At 49.2% G+C, this 17733-nt stretch carries 14 protein-coding genes, 1 tRNA gene, 1 rRNA gene, 1 other RNA gene, 2 pseudogenes and 1 other annotated feature; of the genes and pseudogenes, 12 read left to right on the forward strand and 7 right to left on the reverse strand.

The window, feature by feature from the left end:
• The 4 genes from rrf to GIW82_RS13895 all read left to right on the forward strand — a co-directional run.
• A 5S ribosomal RNA gene (rrf, locus tag GIW82_RS15085) occupies positions 1 to 71 on the forward strand; the annotation flags it as partial.
• 143 nt (positions 72 to 214) lie between these two features.
• On the forward strand, positions 215 to 691 hold the full coding sequence (locus GIW82_RS13885; RefSeq protein WP_154750619.1) for a glutathione peroxidase: 477 nt from the start codon (positions 215 to 217) through the stop codon (positions 689 to 691).
• Between the two features lie 106 nt (positions 692 to 797).
• Complete coding sequence (guaB, locus tag GIW82_RS13890; RefSeq protein WP_154750558.1) at positions 798 to 2261, forward strand: IMP dehydrogenase; 1464 nt, start codon at positions 798 to 800, stop codon at positions 2259 to 2261.
• 100 nt (positions 2262 to 2361) lie between these two features.
• On the forward strand, positions 2362 to 3720 hold the full coding sequence (locus tag GIW82_RS13895) for a serine hydrolase (protein WP_154750559.1): 1359 nt from the start codon (positions 2362 to 2364) through the stop codon (positions 3718 to 3720).
• 43 nt (positions 3721 to 3763) lie between these two features.
• Here the strand turns inward: GIW82_RS13895 and pdxR are convergent, their stop codons facing one another.
• Positions 3764 to 5158: a MocR-like pyridoxine biosynthesis transcription factor PdxR gene (gene pdxR, locus GIW82_RS13900; protein ID WP_154750560.1), complete on the reverse strand. Its 1395-nt coding sequence runs from the start codon at positions 5156 to 5158 to the stop codon at positions 3764 to 3766.
• Positions 5159 to 5516: 358 nt separating this feature from the next.
• On the opposite strand from pdxR, the pseudogene GIW82_RS13905 reads away from it, so the two are divergent.
• The 4 genes and pseudogenes from GIW82_RS13905 to GIW82_RS13920 form a co-directional block, all read left to right on the forward strand.
• Positions 5517 to 5927: pseudogene (locus GIW82_RS13905) on the forward strand (flavin reductase family protein); the annotation flags it as partial.
• Positions 5920 to 6360, forward strand: a pseudogene (locus GIW82_RS13910) (VOC family protein); the annotation flags it as partial. The pseudogenes GIW82_RS13905 and GIW82_RS13910, both read left to right, overlap by 8 nt.
• Before the next feature lie 66 nt (positions 6361 to 6426).
• Positions 6427 to 6633: a binding site (T-box leader), on the forward strand.
• Positions 6634 to 6697: 64 nt separating this feature from the next.
• Complete coding sequence (gene serS / locus GIW82_RS13915; protein WP_154750563.1) at positions 6698 to 7972, forward strand: serine--tRNA ligase; 1275 nt, start codon at positions 6698 to 6700, stop codon at positions 7970 to 7972.
• 131 nt (positions 7973 to 8103) lie between these two features.
• Entirely contained in the window at positions 8104 to 8961 is an 858-nt protein-coding gene (locus GIW82_RS13920) for an alpha/beta fold hydrolase (protein ID WP_154750564.1), read from the forward strand.
• A 13-nt stretch (positions 8962 to 8974) separates the two neighbouring features.
• Here GIW82_RS13920 and tadA read toward each other — a convergent pair whose 3' ends face one another.
• Complete coding sequence (tadA, locus tag GIW82_RS13925; protein ID WP_154750565.1) at positions 8975 to 9463, reverse strand: tRNA adenosine(34) deaminase TadA; 489 nt, start codon at positions 9461 to 9463, stop codon at positions 8975 to 8977.
• A gap of 165 nt (positions 9464 to 9628) precedes the next feature.
• Here tadA and GIW82_RS13930 point away from each other — a divergent pair, with 165 nt between their 5' ends.
• Both GIW82_RS13930 and GIW82_RS13935 read left to right on the forward strand, forming a co-directional pair.
• Complete coding sequence (locus GIW82_RS13930) at positions 9629 to 10267, forward strand: deoxynucleoside kinase (RefSeq protein ID WP_154750566.1); 639 nt, start codon at positions 9629 to 9631, stop codon at positions 10265 to 10267.
• Positions 10264 to 10932 carry a deoxynucleoside kinase gene (locus GIW82_RS13935; protein ID WP_154750567.1) on the forward strand — a complete coding sequence of 223 codons (669 nt, stop codon included), beginning with the start codon at positions 10264 to 10266 and terminating at the stop codon, positions 10930 to 10932. The genes GIW82_RS13930 and GIW82_RS13935 overlap by 4 nt, the downstream gene beginning before the upstream one ends.
• Before the next feature lie 217 nt (positions 10933 to 11149).
• On the opposite strand, the gene GIW82_RS13940 is transcribed toward GIW82_RS13935, so the two are convergent.
• From GIW82_RS13940 to GIW82_RS13960, 5 genes are all read right to left on the reverse strand, one after another.
• Positions 11150 to 11242: transfer RNA gene (locus GIW82_RS13940), tRNA-Ser, on the reverse strand.
• Between the two features lie 113 nt (positions 11243 to 11355).
• Positions 11356 to 12369 (reverse strand): ABC transporter ATP-binding protein, encoded by a 1014-nt coding sequence (locus GIW82_RS13945; protein WP_154750568.1) that lies wholly within the window; start codon positions 12367 to 12369, stop codon positions 11356 to 11358.
• The gene (locus GIW82_RS13950) at positions 12314 to 13372 is read right to left on the reverse strand and encodes an ABC transporter ATP-binding protein (protein ID WP_154750569.1); all 1059 of its coding nucleotides are present in this window, start codon (positions 13370 to 13372) and stop codon (positions 12314 to 12316) included. The genes GIW82_RS13945 and GIW82_RS13950 overlap by 56 nt, the downstream gene beginning before the upstream one ends.
• Before the next feature lie 18 nt (positions 13373 to 13390).
• A complete protein-coding gene (locus GIW82_RS13955; RefSeq protein WP_154750570.1) occupies positions 13391 to 14338 on the reverse strand; it encodes an ABC transporter permease in 948 nt (315 codons plus the stop codon).
• 15 nt (positions 14339 to 14353) lie between these two features.
• Positions 14354 to 15259, reverse strand: coding sequence for an ABC transporter permease (locus tag GIW82_RS13960; protein WP_154750571.1), 906 nt, complete (start codon positions 15257 to 15259; stop codon positions 14354 to 14356).
• Between the two features lie 353 nt (positions 15260 to 15612).
• Between GIW82_RS13960 and GIW82_RS13965 the strand changes: the two genes are divergently transcribed.
• Both GIW82_RS13965 and ffs read left to right on the forward strand, forming a co-directional pair.
• Positions 15613 to 17241: a glutathione ABC transporter substrate-binding protein gene (locus tag GIW82_RS13965; protein WP_154750572.1), complete on the forward strand. Its 1629-nt coding sequence runs from the start codon at positions 15613 to 15615 to the stop codon at positions 17239 to 17241.
• Positions 17242 to 17352: 111 nt separating this feature from the next.
• Positions 17353 to 17619: signal recognition particle sRNA large type (gene ffs, locus GIW82_RS13970), an RNA gene on the forward strand.
• Positions 17620 to 17733 lie beyond the last annotated feature (114 nt).

Below are 17733 nucleotides of genomic sequence, written 5' to 3' on the forward strand. Positions count from 1 at the left end.
ACGGAAGTTAAGCTCTTTTGCGCCGATGGTAGTTGGGGGTCTCCCCCTGTGAGAGTAGGACGTCGCTAGGCAAACAAAAGACCGCAACCGGGTAGATTCCGGTTGCGGTCTTTTTTTGCATTGTTTCCAATAGGTGCCGGAGGAATCCTTTGAGACCACTTTCTTGTAACACCCGATACTTCCCTGTATTCTGAAAAATAGGAGGCTGATCATGATGAAAAGTATTTACTCATTTGAAGTGAACAAAGCGAACGGTGAAACAGAAACGTTAGAGAAGTATGAAGGGCGCCCATTCCTTGTTGTCAACACGGCAAGCAAGTGCGGGCTGACGCCTCAATTCAAGGAACTCCAAGAGCTATATGAAAGATACGGGAAAGAAGGTTTCGAGATCCTTGGCTTTCCGTGTGCGCAATTCAATAACCAGGAGTTCGAAGATCAGAGCGAGACGATGGAGTTCTGTCAGCGCAACTATGGGGTGACGTTCCCGATGCATGAGAAAGTCGATGTGAACGGAGAGCATGCACACCCGCTCTTTGCTCATTTGACGAAAAACCAAAATGATTCTTCCACGGAAGCGATCGAATGGAACTTTGCCAAGTTCTTGATTGATGGAAAAGGCAACCTTGTCAAACGGTATGCTCCGGCGGTTTCGCCGAAAGAAATCGAAGAAGATATGAAGGAATTATTGTAAGGGAACATTCCGAATACTTTTTCTTCTTCAGGCATTCTTGACACTACTGACTGGCGCTGATAACCTTACAATAATATTTTAAAGGAAGCAGGAGGCGTGTCAGAATATGTGGGAATCAAAATTCGTAAAAGAAGGTCTAACATTTGATGATGTATTGCTCGTACCGGCCCGTTCGGAAGTATTGCCGAAAGATGTAAGTTTGTCTGTGGAATTGACTCCGACAATCAAGTTGAACATCCCAATTATTTCAGCAGGGATGGATACAGTGACAGAATCGAAAATGGCTATCTCTATGGCGCGTCAAGGTGGACTTGGTGTCATCCATAAGAACATGAGCATCGAAGAGCAGGCAGAGCAAGTGACGACGGTAAAACGCTCTGAAAACGGCGTTATTACAGATCCTTTCTTCCTGACACCTTCACACCAAGTGTATGATGCAGAACATTTGATGGGGAAATACCGCATTTCAGGTGTGCCGATCGTCAATAACGAAGAAGAGCAGAAGCTTGTCGGCATCATCACAAACCGCGATCTTCGGTTCATCCAAGACTATTCCTTGGCGATCGACGAAGTGATGACGAAAGATCGTCTCGTGACAGCACCTGTCGGGACAACATTGGAAGATGCTGAAAAAATCCTCCAACAATATAAGATCGAGAAATTGCCGATCGTGGACAATAACAACGTCCTGAAAGGTTTGATTACGATCAAGGATATCGAAAAAGTGATCGAATTCCCGAACGCTGCAAAAGACGAGCAAGGCCGTTTGCTTGTCGGAGCTGCTGTCGGTGTAACGACAGATACGATGAAGCGTGTAGAAGAGCTTGTGAAAGCACAAGTGGACGTCATCGTCTTGGATACGGCACACGGCCATTCCAAAGGCGTCATTGAGATGGTCGCACAGATCCGTGCGGCATATCCTGAAATTGCGATCATCGCAGGAAACGTCGCAACTGCAGAAGGAACGAAAGCATTGTTCGAAGCTGGCGCTGATATTGTCAAAGTCGGAATCGGACCAGGCTCAATCTGTACGACACGCGTCGTTGCAGGTGTCGGTGTTCCACAAATCACAGCAGTATACGATTGTGCAACAGAAGCGAGAAAACACGGCAAGACCATCATCGCTGATGGAGGCATCAAGTACTCAGGCGATATCATCAAAGCACTTGCAGCAGGGGGACACGTCGTCATGCTCGGCAGTCTTCTGGCAGGCACGACAGAAAGCCCAGGAGATACAGAGATCTTCCAAGGCCGTCGCTTCAAAACGTACCGTGGCATGGGATCACTTGCCTCAATGGAAAAAGGCTCGAAAGACCGTTACTTCCAAGACGAAGCCAAGAAATTGGTTCCGGAAGGCATCGAAGGCCGTCTTCCTTACAAAGGACCGTTATCGGATACGATCCATCAATTGCTCGGCGGCATCCGTGCAGGCATGGGTTACTGCGGAACAAAGGATCTGCAAGTGCTGCGCGAAGAAGCTCAGTTCATCCGCATGACAGGTGCTGGACTGCGTGAAAGCCATCCACACGATGTGCAAATCACAAAAGAAGCACCGAACTATTCTCTTTAATAAAGGAATTGCACTTTTTCCGAAATGGAAAGAGTGCTTTTTTCATGTTTTCCTTTAACAGCTTTCATAATATGATAGAATAACATGGGGAAACTTATAGATGGAGGTAATTGATTCTGTGAAGAATGTGCTTAAGAAGATAATGTTGCTGTTGATGATGACTTTAATGGTGAGTTCGATGTTGCCGACACAGACAAAGGCCGAGAGCTCGTTGAATATATTAGCGGATGCAGCGATTCTAGTCGATGCTGATACTGGTAAGATCTTATATGAACAAAATGCGGAAGCACCACTCGGAATCGCTTCCATGACGAAAATGATGAGTGAATATCTCTTGTTCGAAGCGATAGAAGAGGGACGGATCACTTGGGAGCAGGAATACAGCGTGACCGATTATACGTATGCTGTTTCACAGGACTTGCGCCTGAGCAACGTGCCCCTACGCAGAGATGGTAAGTATACGATCAAGGAATTGTACGAAGCGATGGCGATCTATTCAGCCAACGCTGCGACTATCGCAATTGCTGAAACAATTGCCGGGACGGAAACGGAATTTGTCCGCCTGATGAATGAAAAAGCGAAAGAACTAGGGTTGACGGATACGAAATTCGTTAACTCTACTGGATTGAATAACGCGGATCTGAAAAATATGCATCCGGAAGGCACGGGTCCGACAGACGAGAACGTCATGCCGGCAAGCCAAGTTGCGAAATTGGCGAAAGTGCTATTGGAAGACTACCCGCAAGTGCTTGAAACGACAAGTATCCCTTCCTTGCTCTTCCGTGAAGGGACTGCAGACGAAACAAAGATGGACAACTGGAACTTCATGCTTCCTGGCTTCATCTACGAATACGAAGGTGTCGACGGCTTGAAAACGGGAACGACCGACTTTGCAGGTCATGCGTTCACAGGTACGGCGAAACGCGGCGACACACGTCTGATCGCAGTTGTCATGAAAGCAGTCGATAGCGAAGGAGCAGGCTCCTACAAAGCGCGTTTTGACGCGACACGTGCGCTATTCGATTTCGGCTTTGGCCAGTTCACGACAGAAGAGGTATTAGCGACAGGCTATCAGTTCGAAGGCAATGAACAATTGCCGGTTACGAAAGGAAAAGAGAAACAAGTGGCAATTGCCGTCAATGAACCAGTTTCGATGATGATTCGGACCAGCGAGAAAGATTCCTACATTCCCCAGCTTGAGCTGGATCAATCTTTGCTGAACGAAGATGGTGAGCTTGAAGCGCCGATCGAAGCAGGACAAGTCGTCGGTACGGTGAAACTGACGAAAGAAGATGGCACGGAATTGGGCTATCTTGATGAAGCACAATCGCCAATCCAAGTCGTAACGACAGAGGCAGTGGAGAAAGCAGGATGGTTCTCTCTATCACTGCAAGCAGTCGGTAGCTTCTTCTCGACTCTATGGGGTGGAGCAGTCGATTTTGTAAAAGGATTATTTTAATCAAAAGGCCAGCGGAAATCATTCATTTTCGCTGGCCTTTTTCTTATGCAGTTTTCCAGCATTGAAGGAGGAGGTGCGCGGCTTCTTCCATTTCATCCTTCTCCATCCCGCTGAAGCCGAGGACGACGCGGGGGAGCGTGGAAGGAGGGGCCCCGACGTAATAAGCGCTCATGCCGGCAATGCGGATGCCGGCTTCCCGCGCGCGATCCACGAGCTCTTCTTCTGTCAATCCCATGTCGACTGTCAGCACGAGGTGCATCCCTGCCTGGCCACCTGATAGGGTGATGGAGTCACGGTAAGGAGCAAGCGCATCGATGAGCCAATCCCTTTTCTTTTCGTACAGCTTCCGCATCCGGTTCAAGTGCCGTGAGAAGTGCCCGTCTTTCATGAACCGTGCAACGAGCTGCTGATCGAACCGCGGGACCGAGGAAGAGTAATAGCGAAACGTTTCCTGATAGAAAGGCAACAACGACTTCGGCAAGACCATGTAGGCGATGCGTAATGACGGCATGAGCGACTTAGAGAAGGTGCTCAAGTAAATGACCCGGTCGCTGACATCGAGGCTCTGGAGGGCAGGGATCGGCCGGCTCGTGTAGCGGAATTCACTATCGTAATCGTCTTCGATGATGTATCGGCCATTGTCGGCGACCGCCCAGTTGAGCAGCTGTGTCCGGCGCCTTGCGCTAAGTACTGCACCGGTTGGAAATTGGTGGGAAGGCGTGACATAAGCAATCTCGACTGGTGACGCTTCAAGCGCTTCGATCAGTAGTCCGTCGTCATCGACAGGGAGCGGCACGGATTCCCGGTCGTGGTGATCGAAGATGCTGTGAGTGAGCGGGTAGCCGGGATTTTCATAGCCATAGACGATTTTGCGTCCGAACAGGCGGATTAGGAGCGGCAGCAGCTGTTCGGTACCGGATCCGATGATGATCTGATCGGCGCTGCAAGTCACGCCGCGTGACTGGTATAAATACTGGCTGATTTCAAAGCGCAGCGCTTCATCGCCTTGTGGGTGTCCGGATAGCAGAAGATCGCTGTTCGCTTCGTGGAAAACGTCTTTCGCAAGCTTCCGCCACGTTGTAAAAGGGAACGAGGCTCTGTCGATAGCTGCAGAGTTGAAATCAAATCGGTAAGTGATGGGCTCATCGTCCGGCTCCTCTACGGGCGCTGCTTCGATGTATGCGAGTTTCTCGAGCGGCTGTGCATAAAATCCACGCCGTGCCCTGGACTCGATGAAGCCTTCTGCGACAAGCTGGTGGTAGGCGAATTCGACCGTCGTTTGGCTGATGGCCAGGAATTCCGCGAGTTTCCGTTTGCTTGGCAGTTTCGTGCCGACAGGGATGGTGCCATCGATGATCGCTTGTTTGATCGCTTCGTATAACTGCTGATAAAGCGGCTGCGCGTCGTTCCGCTGTAACTGAAACATGAGCATGTCCATGTTGCATCCTCCTCTGATCTGGTTGGAAATGTGAAAATCGAATCGAATGAAAAGTCACTTCCCATTATACTGGATTGTCGGATGGAACGGTGCACGGCAAACGGATTGCAATGCGTTTTGCAATGCGCCGTTCTTTTAAGGAGCAAAGGGAGGGAGGAGGGGATAAACCGCTTGTAACGGCTTCCTGTGGCGTTTACGCAATAGTTTTATCCAAGTGAAAAGAAAAAAGATGCAAGAGTTGACGCAATTAATCACGATATTTTTATCTTGAATTAAAGATAAATGTAAATTATTTTTTAACCACATATCTCGAATTAAAGAAAATTGAAGCTAGATAAACCTAAAGGAGTTGGGCAAGGTGATCTCAATCGATCCGAAGCAAAATACGGAACGTGACAATTACAAGTTGTTGATCGGTTCAATCGTTCCGCGGCCGATTGCATTGGTTACGACCCAATCCGAGGTGGGAGTCGTCAACGGCGCATCATTCAGTTACTTCAATATCGTGTCTTCCAATCCACCGATGGTCTCGCTTTCGATTCAGCGGCCAGAAGGGGAAGTGAAGGACACCGCACGAAACATTTATGATAGCGCAGAGTTCGTCGTGCATATCGTGGATGATCAAAACGTCGCGCAGATTAATGAGACTGCAGCGTCTTTGCCATCGACCGAAAGCGAAGTGAAGGCGGCAGGACTAACGTACGTAGCGAGCATAGCGGTTTCCGCACCAGGAATCGAAGAATCGAAAGTGCGCATGGAATGCCGGCTCGCTGGAACAAGTCATGGGGCTTGAGAAAGTGGGAGAAGAGGGCGATTTGGTCCGTTTCCGTTCATACGGCGAAATCGGGAATGTCATCGATGTGAAGGCAACGCCACTCGGCCGCGGGCAGATGGGAGTCGGCACGGTGCACCATATCGCTTGGCGCGTAGAAGACGACCAAGATCATCTGGAATGGCAAGAGCATGTCCGCAACCAAGGATACGGCGTGACGGAAGTGAAAGACCGCAATTACTTCAATGCCCTTTATTTCCGTGAACACGGGGAAATCTCGTTTGAAATCGCTACGGATCCTCCAGGCTTCTCACATGACGAAACAGTGGAAACGCTGGGTCAGCACTTGATGCTGCCAGAGCAGTACGAATCCCGTCGCGAAGCACTGACCGCATCGCTCATCCCGATCGAAGTCCGGACGTTGACGTAAGGAAGCGGCTTCACCGCACATCTTGCAAAAACGCTCGAATTATAGTAAAGTATGAGTAATTTCAAAGAAGAAACGTTGATGGGACTAGTAAGGTGTCCGCTTTTCCGAAGAGAGCCGGTGGTTGGTGCGAACCGGTGAAGAGCAGCGCGTGAATCCACCCCGGAGTTGCATGGCGATAAGCCGATGCCGGTCTAGAGGCCGTTATGTAATGAAGAGGATTGGGCTTCTGCCTGATCAATCAGGGTGGCAACGCGGGTAGCTCTCGTCCCTTTTCCGGGGAGAGGGCTATTTTTATTTGCCTTTTTTTCATCGACATTTCAAGAGGAGGAACTCAACTATGTTGGATATTCGGTTTGTACGAAACAATTTTGATGAAGTGAAACGAAAGCTTTCAAAGCGTGGAGAGGATATTTCCGTGCTCGATGATTTCGAGGCATTGGATAAGAAACGCCGCGAGCTGATCGCACAGACAGAGACGTTGAAAGCGGAGCGCAACGACGCGTCCCAGCAAATCGCACAAATGAAACGCAACAAAGAAAATGCAGACGAGGCGATTGCTAAAATGCGCCAGGTCGGCGACGATATCAAAGTCATCGATGACGAATTGCGCGAACTGGAAGAGCGCCTGGAGTACATCATGCTGCGTGTACCGAACATTCCGCACGACAGCGTGCCATTCGGTGATTCGGAAGATGATAACGAAGAGATCCGCCTATGGGGCGATAAACCGGCATTCGACTTCGAAGCGCAGCCGCACTGGGATTTGGCAACCGGTTTGAAGATCGTTGATTTTGAACGTGCCGCGAAAGTGACTGGCAGCCGTTTCGTCTTTTACCGCGGCCTCGGTGCACGTCTTGAGCGCGCATTGATCAATTTCATGATGGACCTTCACCAAGAGCACCACGGCTACGAAGAGATGATGCCGCCGTACTTGGTCAACCGTGAAAGTTTAACAGGTACGGGCCAATTGCCGAAATTCGAGGAAGATGCATTCTTGATCGAAAAAGAAGATTACTTCTTGATCCCGACATCAGAAGTGCCAGTAACGAACTTCTACCGCGATGAAATCCTGCCAGGCGACCAATTGCCACAGGCGTTCGCTTCATACAGCATGAACTTCCGCTCAGAAGCGGGTTCTGCAGGCCGTGACACACGCGGATTGATCCGTCAGCACCAATTCAACAAAGTCGAGCTTGTGCGCTTCGTGAAGCCGGAAGACTCTTACGACGAGCTTGAAAAACTGACAGGCCATGCAGAGAAAGTGCTTCAGCTTCTTGGATTGCCTTACCGTGTCTTGAAAATGTGTACAGCGGACCTTGGCTTCACAGCCGCGAAGAAATACGATATCGAAGTGTGGATCCCGAGCCAGGAAACGTACCGCGAAATTTCTTCATGCAGTAACTTCGAAGATTTCCAAGCACGCCGTGCGAACATCAAATTCCGCCGTGAAGCAGGCGGCAAGCCTGAATTCGTCCACACATTGAACGGCAGTGGCCTTGCGGTCGGCCGTACAGTTGCCGCTATCTTAGAGAATTACCAGCAGGAAGACGGCTCTGTTACTATTCCTGAGGTACTTCGTCCGTATATGGGCGGGAAAGAAGTCATTAGCTAAGAGACGGACGACTTTTGAATCGGCAGTGGAACAAGGAAAAGCAACGCATGTCATCCAATCGATGACGGCGTTGCTTTTTGTTTATCATCAAATGGGTAAACAGAAGGAAAAGCGCTGAAAGGAGAACTTTCATGGACACGCAGACATTCCGTTTCATCGAAACAAACGGCATTTCTTTGCATGTGGCAGAAGCAGGGCCCAAAGAAGGGAAACTAGTCGTCCTGCTGCACGGATTTCCGGAATTCTGGTATGGTTGGCGGCATCAGATTTCAGATTTGGCAAACGCCGGCTACCGGGTCATAGCGCCCGACCAACGAGGCTACCATCTTAGTAGCAAACCGCAAGGAATCGAAGCGTATACGCTGGACATCTTGCGGGATGATATCGCCGGTTTGATTGCCCATTACGGCTGGGAGCAAGCGATTATCGTCGGTCATGATTGGGGCGGAGCGGTTGCCTGGCATCTTGCTGCGACGAAGCCTGATCTTGTCGAGAAGCTTATTGCTGTGAATATTCCGCATCCACGTACGATGGGAAAAGTGATGGCGCGCAACCCGCTGCAATGGCTGAAAAGCTCGTATATGGCATTTTTTCAGCTGCCTACGGTCCCGGAGGAGCTATTGGCAGCCAATCACTTTGCTTACATGCAAACGGCCATGAAGGGCTCCGGAAAAGGGGCAAGCTTCACCGAAGAAGACATGAAGCAGTACCGGAAAGCATGGGCGCAGCCTGGTGCACTAACGGGTATGCTCAATTGGTACAGGGCACTTCGAAAAGGCAGCATGCAACAAACACCGCGAAAACTGATCGAACCACCCGTCAGAATCATTTGGGGAGTGGGCGACCCATTCCTGTTGAAGAGCCTGGCGGTGGAAAGCCTCAAGTTCTGCGGGAATGGAGAAGGCATGTTCATAGGCAATGCGACACATTGGGTGCAGCACGAGCAGCCCCGGATCGTCAACCGGCTCATCAAGGAATTCATCGAATAACAAAAGCGGGGGCTCAGTGCCCCCGCTTTTGCTGTTTTTTCTTCTCACGCAGCACCCGGAAGAAATCGGTCAGCAACTGTCCGCATTCCTCGGCCAGAGGCGACTCTGTAACCGTGCATTGATGATTGAACCGATCGTCGTTCAAGAGGCGGTAGAGCGAATCCACACAGCCTGCTTTGGCGTCCCGTGCGCCGTATATCACTTCGGGGATCCGTGACTGCAGAATCGCGCCTGCGCACATCGGACAAGGCTCGAGCGTCACGTACATCGTCGTCTCCTCAAGCCGCCAGCTGCTGATGACCCGGCACGCTTCCTGGATCGCCAGCAGTTCGGCGTGAGTGACCGCGTTTTGCGTCGTCTCCCGCAAGTTATGCGCCCGTGCGATGATTTTTCCTTCATGGACGATCACCGCACCGATCGGCACTTCGCCTTTCGCACCGGCTTTCTTTGCTTCTTCTATCGCATCTTGCATGTAATCGTGTTCTTGTTGTTCTATCGTCATCCTGCATCGCTCCTTAAGAAACAGTGTAGCAAGGTTATGAACGAAGTGCATCAAAATCAGCGCGCCTTTATCACCGATCAAAGATTTCTTCTACTTTTCATTCGACGCCTATGGTAAAATTGAACGTACTGCAACTTATTTGATATAGGAAGAGGAGGACTTCGAATGCCGGTACCTTTCATTACGGTAGAAGGTCCGATCGGTGTGGGGAAAACTTCACTCAGCAAAGCCATTGCCGATCATTATGAGTTTCATTTATTAAAGGAAATCGTGGATGAAAATCCATTTCTGGGTAAATTTTATGAAGACATCGAAGAATGGAGCTTCCAGACGGAAATGTTCTTCTTATGCAACCGCTACAAGCAATTGGCGGATATTCAGCAAAAACTTGAATCTGCGAATGATGCGGTCGTAGCGGATTACCATATTTTCAAGAACTTGATTTTCGCCAAGCGGACATTGCCGCCAGCGCAATATGCGAAGTATGAAGCCATCTATGAAATCTTGACGGCAGATATGCCGAAGCCGAACATGGTCATTTATTTGGACGCGAGTCTCGACACGTTGATGGACCGCATCCAAATGCGCGGCCGTACATTCGAGAAGCACATCGCCCCGGCATACATGGAACAATTGGTGGAAGATTACCGGACCTTTATCGAACACTTCGAGAAACAGCACCCGGAAATCCCGGTCTTGCGCTTTAATGGTGATGATTTGGATTTCGTGCAGAACAGCGGCGATCTGAAGCGGATCTTTGACAAGGTCGATGAAACACTACAACAAAGGAGTTTAACGATATGAATTTGCGCGATAAATATGGCATTCCTGACAATGCCGTCATCACGATTGCCGGAACAGTAGGGGTCGGGAAATCGACGATGACCAAATCTTTGGCTGACGCCTTGCAATTCCGTACGTCATTTGAAAAAGTGGACGCCAACCCATATTTGGATCTGTTCTACAGTGATTTTGAAAAATGGAGCTTCCACTTGCAAATCTACTTCCTTGCAGAACGTTTCAAGGAACAGAAGCGGATGTTCGAATACGGTGGAGGATTCATCCAGGACCGTTCAATCTATGAAGACACAGGAATCTTCGCGAAGATGCACTGGGAGAAAGGGACAATGAACGATGTCGACTATGGCACGTACACGAACTTATTCGAGGCGATGGTCATGACACCTTACTTCCCACACCCGGACTTGCTGATCTATTTGGAAGGGTCCATCGAGGACATCGTAGGCCGCATTCAGGAGCGCGGACGTGCGATGGAGCAGCAGACGCCGGTCGACTACTGGATCGAAATGCATAAACGCTATGAAGACTGGATCAACAGCTTTACTGGATGCCCAGTTCTGCGCCTCGACATCCGGGATTATGACTTGCTGAATGATCCGGATTGCACGGAACGCATTGTTTCGCGCATCGGAAATTTCATGAAACAAACGTCCGCACTGCGCAAATAAGGAAACGAAGCGAAACAACAAAAGAAGCGACAAACCGTCAATGGTTTCTCGCTTCTTTTTCTATTCATTTCTTGGGAAATAAAAAAAGCGCCAGCATCAGCTGAGCTTTTCGAATCGAATTTCAAGTTATAATTTTCAGTCACATACCTTTAAGAAAAAATTCGCTACTTTCGTAACGAACCAATCTCGAATTTATATGCGCGTGTAAATTCAAAAATGGAGGAGGAAGAGGGATTCGAACCCCCGCGGGATTTGACTCCCCTGTCGGTTTTCAAGACCGATCCCTTCAGCCAAACTTGGGTATTCCTCCGTATCAGACAAGAATTAATTTAACATACTTTCGGATATGCCGTCAACACTTTTGATGAAAAAAGTTTTTAAATAAAAAATCCCCTTATCCGATGGTGGATAAGGGGATGGGAATCAATAGATCGATTCTTTCGTGCCTGCAGCGATTTCCTCGATGTAATGGCAAGCTGCCTGGTGGCCTTCCTTCATGTTGCCGGCAGTGCGCAATACAGGTTCTTCCTGGATACATTTGTCTGTCGCGAACGGGCAGCGCGTATGGAAACGACAGCCTGTCGGCGGATCGATCGGGGAAGGGACGTCCCCGCGAAGGACGATCCGTTCTTTTTTGCGGTCCGGATCCGGTACTGGGATCGCAGACAGCAACGCTTTCGTATATGGGTGCTTCTGGTTGTCGAACAAGCTTTCCTTGTCAGCGATCTCCACGATTTTCCCGAGGTACATCACGATGATGCGGTCGGAAATATGGCGGACGACTCCAAGGTCATGCGAGATGAACAAGTACGTCAAGTTGTACTCTTCCTGCAGCTCTTCCAGCAAGTTCAGTACTTGTGCCTGGATCGATACGTCCAGTGCTGATACAGCCTCGTCACAAATGATCAGCTGCGGGTCGACGGATAGCGCACGCGCAATCCCGATTCGCTGGCGCTGACCGCCTGAGAATTCGTGCGGGAAGCGGTCTGCCTGATACGGAAGAAGACCGACCGTCTCAAGCAACTCTTCTACGCGCGCACGGCGTTTGCTTGCAGGCAGGACGTCCTGGATTTCCATCGCTTCCGACAGGACGGATGACACCGTCTGACGTGGGTTGATCGACGCGTATGGATCTTGGAAAATAATCTGCAAGTCTTTCCGGAATTTCCGCATTTCTTTCTTGGAAATGGAAGCCAAGTTCGTTCCCCGGAATTCGACCGTTCCTTCAGTCGGTTCTTCAAGACGAAGAATCGCACGTCCCGTCGTGGATTTTCCGCACCCGGATTCCCCGACGATGCTGACCGTCTCACCTTCGTAGACGGTGAAACTAATATCATCCACGGCTTTTACATGATTTACTGTTCGGCCGAGGAAGCCTCCCTTAATCGGAAAGTACTGTTTTAGACCCTCTACCTTTAGCAATTCTTGTTTCGCCATAGATTTCCACCTCCGCTTCTCCATCCCATTCTTCTGAATAAATCCAGCAACGCACTTGGTTGCCTTTTTCGTCTGGTTCCAGTGCCGGCATTTTCGCGCGGCACAGGTCTGTTGCTGCCGGACAGCGCGGCGCAAAGCGGCATCCTGTCGGAATATTATAAGGGCTCGGCACGTTTCCTTCGATCGGCTCTAGTTTTTCCTGGTCGATGTCGTGACGTGGCAATGAATTCAATAGTCCGATCGTGTACGGAAGTTTCGGTTCGTGGAAGAGGCTGCGGATATCCGCGTACTCGACCACTTGCCCTGCATACATGACGGCTACGTAATCACATGTTTCCGCTACGACGCCTAGGTCGTGCGTGATAAAGACGACGGACATGCCAAGGCGGTCCTGGAGCTCTTTGATGAGTTCAAGGATCTGTGCTTGGATCGTAACGTCCAGTGCAGTCGTCGGTTCATCAGCAATCAGGATTTCCGGGTCGCATGCGAGTGACATGGCGATCATGACACGCTGGCGCATCCCGCCTGACAGTTCGAATGGAAAGTTCTTGACTCGTTTTTCCGGGGAAGGGATTCCGACAAGCTTCAAGAGTTCTACAGAACGGTCATGCGCTTGTTTCTTCGACATGTTCTGATGGAGCTTCAGTGCTTCTCCGATTTGTTGTCCGACTGTGTATACCGGGTTCAAAGATGTCATCGGCTCCTGGAAAATCATCGAGATTTCATTTCCACGCAGCTTCCGCATCTGTGCTTCGGTCAACTTCAGCAAGTCCTGCCCTTTATAAAGGACTTCTCCGCCTTTGATGCTGCCGTTCTTAGCAAGCAATCTCAAGATCGAAAGAGAGGTGATGCTTTTCCCTGAACCAGATTCTCCGACAATGCCGAGTGTCTTTCCTTTCGGCACTTTAAAGCTGACGCCGTCAACTGCGCGGACTTCCCCAGCATCTGTATTGAAAGATGTTTGTAAGTTGTTCACTTCTAAAATTATTTCTTGCGAGCTCATTTTGCGGACACCTCATTTCTAATTCAAGTCTATTCGTTTGTTCAAGAAGCGGTATGAAATATCAACAAGCAAGTTCACGAGTACGAAGATGACGGAAATCACCAACACAGTTCCTTGTACGACAGGGAAGTCGCGTGTACGGATCGCATCGATCGTCAAACGTCCCATCCCGTTGATGGCGAAAATCGTTTCTGTCAGGACCGCACCACCAAGGAATCCACCGAACTCCAGACCTACGACAGTAACGACTGGAATCAATGCGTTCTTCAATGCGTGACGGTATGTGACGACTTGTTCCGATACCCCTTTAGCGCGGGCAGTACGGATGTAGTCCTGATCGATGACTTCAAGCATCGCAGAACGTGTCATCCGCGCAATGATCGCGGCTCCACCTGTTCCGAGCGTCAGCACCGGCAGGATGATCTGTCGCCAGGAGTCTCCCCAGCCGGATGGCCGCATCTTGAGGAATTCGAGCGATTCAGGCATCCAGTTCCCGATTGCGAACCACTGGATGAGCAAGAGCCCGAACCAGAAGTTCGGCATCGAAAGACCGAACAGTGCCACGACCATGATGCCGGAGTCAGCGAATGTCGAATGGCGAACTGCCGCGATGATCCCGGCGATCAAACCGAAGATCACGGCGACGATTGTGGCATAGACGGCGAGTTCCACCGTCACCCAGAACCTCGAGCCGATTTCATCCATGACCGGTCGGCCTGAGCGTACAGAAGCTCCGAGGTCTCCCTGGACAGCATTCAGAAGAAATGTTCCATATTGAACCGGGATCGGCTCGTTAAGACCTAATCGTTCGCGTATGTTCTCTACTGTTTGTTCAGAAGCGCCTTCACCAGCGACGATCTGTGCAGGATCCCCAGGAACAAGGTGCATAAGGGAGAACACAAGAATCGTTACCCCGATCAGTACGGGGATCGTCTGTAGAAGACGTCGGATAATATATTTTGTCAACGTTTCGCACCTCTCTTACTTTTTCATTTTTGGATCAAGTGCATCGCGTACGCCATCACCGAAGATGTTGAAGGCGAGTACGACAATTACAATCGCAATACCTGGGAATAAAGCAACGTGACCGGCTTCATACATGTATTGACGTCCTTCGTTCAGCATCGCGCCCCATTCAGGAGCAGGAGGCTGTGCCCCGAGACCGAGGAAGGAAAGTCCAGCACCTGTCAGAATCGCTGTCGCAACACGGAGGGATGCTTGAACGATGATCGGTGACAGGATGTTCGGCAAGATATGTTTAAAAATAATTCTGAAATCGGAAGCTCCGAGTGCGCGTACCGCATCTATGTATTCCAGCTTCCTGACGGATAAGGTCGACCCCCTTACGATACGGGCGAATGCCGGCACCGAGAAAATCCCGACCGCGATGATGACGTTCGTCAAGCTACCGCCAAGGACCGCTACGATTGCAAGTGCAAGCAGGATTCCAGGGAATGCAAGAAGGACATCCATCAAACGCATGATGATGGTATCGACTCTGCCGCCGTAATAGCCTGCTACGATCCCGAAGATGACCCCGATCACTCCACCGAGGAGAACCGAGAAGAACCCAACATACAAAGTCAATTTCGTACCGAAAATAAGGCGGGTGAAGATATCACGTCCGAACCCATCGGTACCGAGCCAGTGTGCTGCGGAAGGACCGGCAAGTTTATTGGTAAGATCGGTCGCATTCGGCCGCAAGTCAGTGAATGAAGTGACGATCCATGGTCCGACAAATGCTAGGACGATAAAGAAGAGAATCAGAATACCACCGATGACCGCACCTTTGTTTTTTCTGAGGCGCCGCCAAAACTGTTTATAGCTTTCAACGCGTGGATTGACACGCTTGGCAGTGACGGGTTGATTCACTGTTTCTTCACTCATTGAAAAGCACCCTTTCTATTAGAAAATAACTATCTAAAATTATTAGACTTTTTAATTTTACTAGAAAATGCTTAAAAATGATAGGCATTGTTAACCTATTTTATGAATGAACTAAATAGAAGGATTTTTCAGAAAAAGGTATAGCTATACTGAAATATTTTTTCATTAATAATAAATAGGGGGAATCTTAATTATTAGTATTTCTGTATATCGAATAGCACGGAACATTGCTGAATGTTTGGAAAAAAAGAATATATTGCATTGTCTTCAAGGGGAATTTATGCTATATTGTTTTCAGAATATTATGTCCTTCGTAGTATTCGAAAAACGATTTAAATGGGGGGAAACAAATTATGGCATTATCCAAAAAGTCACTTTGGGCGATTTTCATGACATTGATGTTGGCACTGGTTCTAGCAGCTTGTGCAGGCGGCAGTGACGGAGATTCGTCAGACGGGGAAACAGACACAGACGACGATAACAATGCTACAGAAAATGGAGACGCAGCAGCTGGTGGGGACTTGGTCCTAGCAGTACTTTCCGATGCATCTTCACTTGATCCGCACGGTTCAAACGACGTGCCATCATCCGTAGTTCAAGCAAATATCTATGAGACATTGGTCAACCGCAACGATAACAACGAAATCGTTCCTGGTCTGGCTGAATCATGGGAGCAAGTCGATGAATTGACTTGGTCATTCAAATTGCGTGAAGGCGTAAAATTCCATGACGGCGAAGACTTCAACGCTGAAGTAGTAAAAATGAACCTTGAGCGTGTACTGGACGAAGCAATTGCTTCACCACGTTACTTCCTTTATGAAATGATTACAAGCGTAGAAGCGATCAACGACTATGAAGTAGAAATCACGACTGAATATCCATTCGCTCCACTATTGGCTCACCTTTCACACAACGGTGGGGGAATGATCTCTCCAACACAGATCACAGCAGACTACGAAGCACTTGAAGGCGGAGCTGATCCAGGTTCTGTCGTTTCTCAAGAGCCAGTCGGCACAGGTTACTTCAAGTTCGATTCTTGGAGCCCAGGCTCTGAAATCAAGCTTGTGAAAAATGAAGAATACTGGGATACTCCAGCAAACGTTGATTCTGTAACATTCCGCGTTGTTCCTGACTCTCAGGTACGTGCAGCGGATCTTGAAACAGGGAACGTTCACATCATCGATCCGGTTCAACCGAACGAAGTGGAACGTTTGAACAACTCTGGCGTAGCGTCAGTGATGCAAACACCATCTTCAAGCCTTGCATACCTTGGCTTCAACACAGAAAAAGAACCATTCAACGATCCATTGGTACGTCAGGCGATCTCTTATGCAATCGACCGCCAGGCAATCATCTCTGGTGTCTATGAAGATTTTGGTATCCCGGCAATCGGACCATTGGCTCCAGGAATCTTCGGTTATACTGAAGACATCGATGCTGTAGAATTCGACATGGACCAAGCGCGTTCACTTCTTGAAGAAGCGGGCATGGCTGAAGGATTCTCTACTTCCATCTGGACAAACGATAACCCACAACGTCAAGCGATCGCAGTACTTGTTCAAGAAGCCCTTGCTGAATTGAACATCGACGTTTCGATCGAAGTTATGGAATTCGGTGCATACCTTGAGCAAACAGCTGCAGGTGAGCACGACATGTTCATCCTTGGTTGGTCTAACCCGACAGGAGACGCTGACTACGGCATGTACGCATTGTTCCACTCTTCACAGCACGGTAACCCAGGTAACCGTTCATTCTACACAAATGAAGAAGTCGATGCTTTGTTAGACGAAGGTCGCCGTGAAGCAGATCCGGATGCACGTGCAGAGCTTTACGCAGAAGCTGCTCAGCTTCTAACTGACGATGCACCAATGGCATTCTTGCTTCACACTGAATATTTGAACGGGATTTCCGATAAAGTTGAAGGATTCTCAATCGATACTTCAGGTATCTACCAATTGAAAGATGTAACAATCTCTGAATAATCGATTGTTGCCAAAGCCCGCTTTTCCGGTAAACGGAAATAGCGGGCTTTTTTCTTGGAACGGCGTGATTTGATTTGATTTTTCAGTCGAAGTTTTATATACTAGTAAATGCCGTGCTAGGTGGGGAGGTAGCGGTGCCCTATCACCTGCAATCCGCTCTAGCAGGACTGAATTCCTTTTCGAGGCTGTTTGTATTGCGAGGTCAGCCTCTTGCACGTAGTGTTGACATCTGGGTCCTGCGCAATGCGAACCCATGAACCATGTCAGGTCCGGAAGGAAGCAGCATTAAGTGGACATTCTCATGTGCCGCGGGATCGCCTAGATCGAGCCAACGACAAGAGTAACGCTTGTGTGCAGCAGTCAGAGAAAGGTGCACGGCATTAATCATAATGATCCAAACCTGTTTGCCGATGATCGGCAGGCAGGTTTTTTCATGTCTTCGGATAGGAGAACAAACCATTCAGCCACGTACGGTCTATGGTATAATGGAGG

The organism is Planomicrobium sp. YIM 101495 (assembly GCF_009707665.1).
Lineage (GTDB): Bacteria > Bacillota > Bacilli > Bacillales_A > Planococcaceae > Planococcus.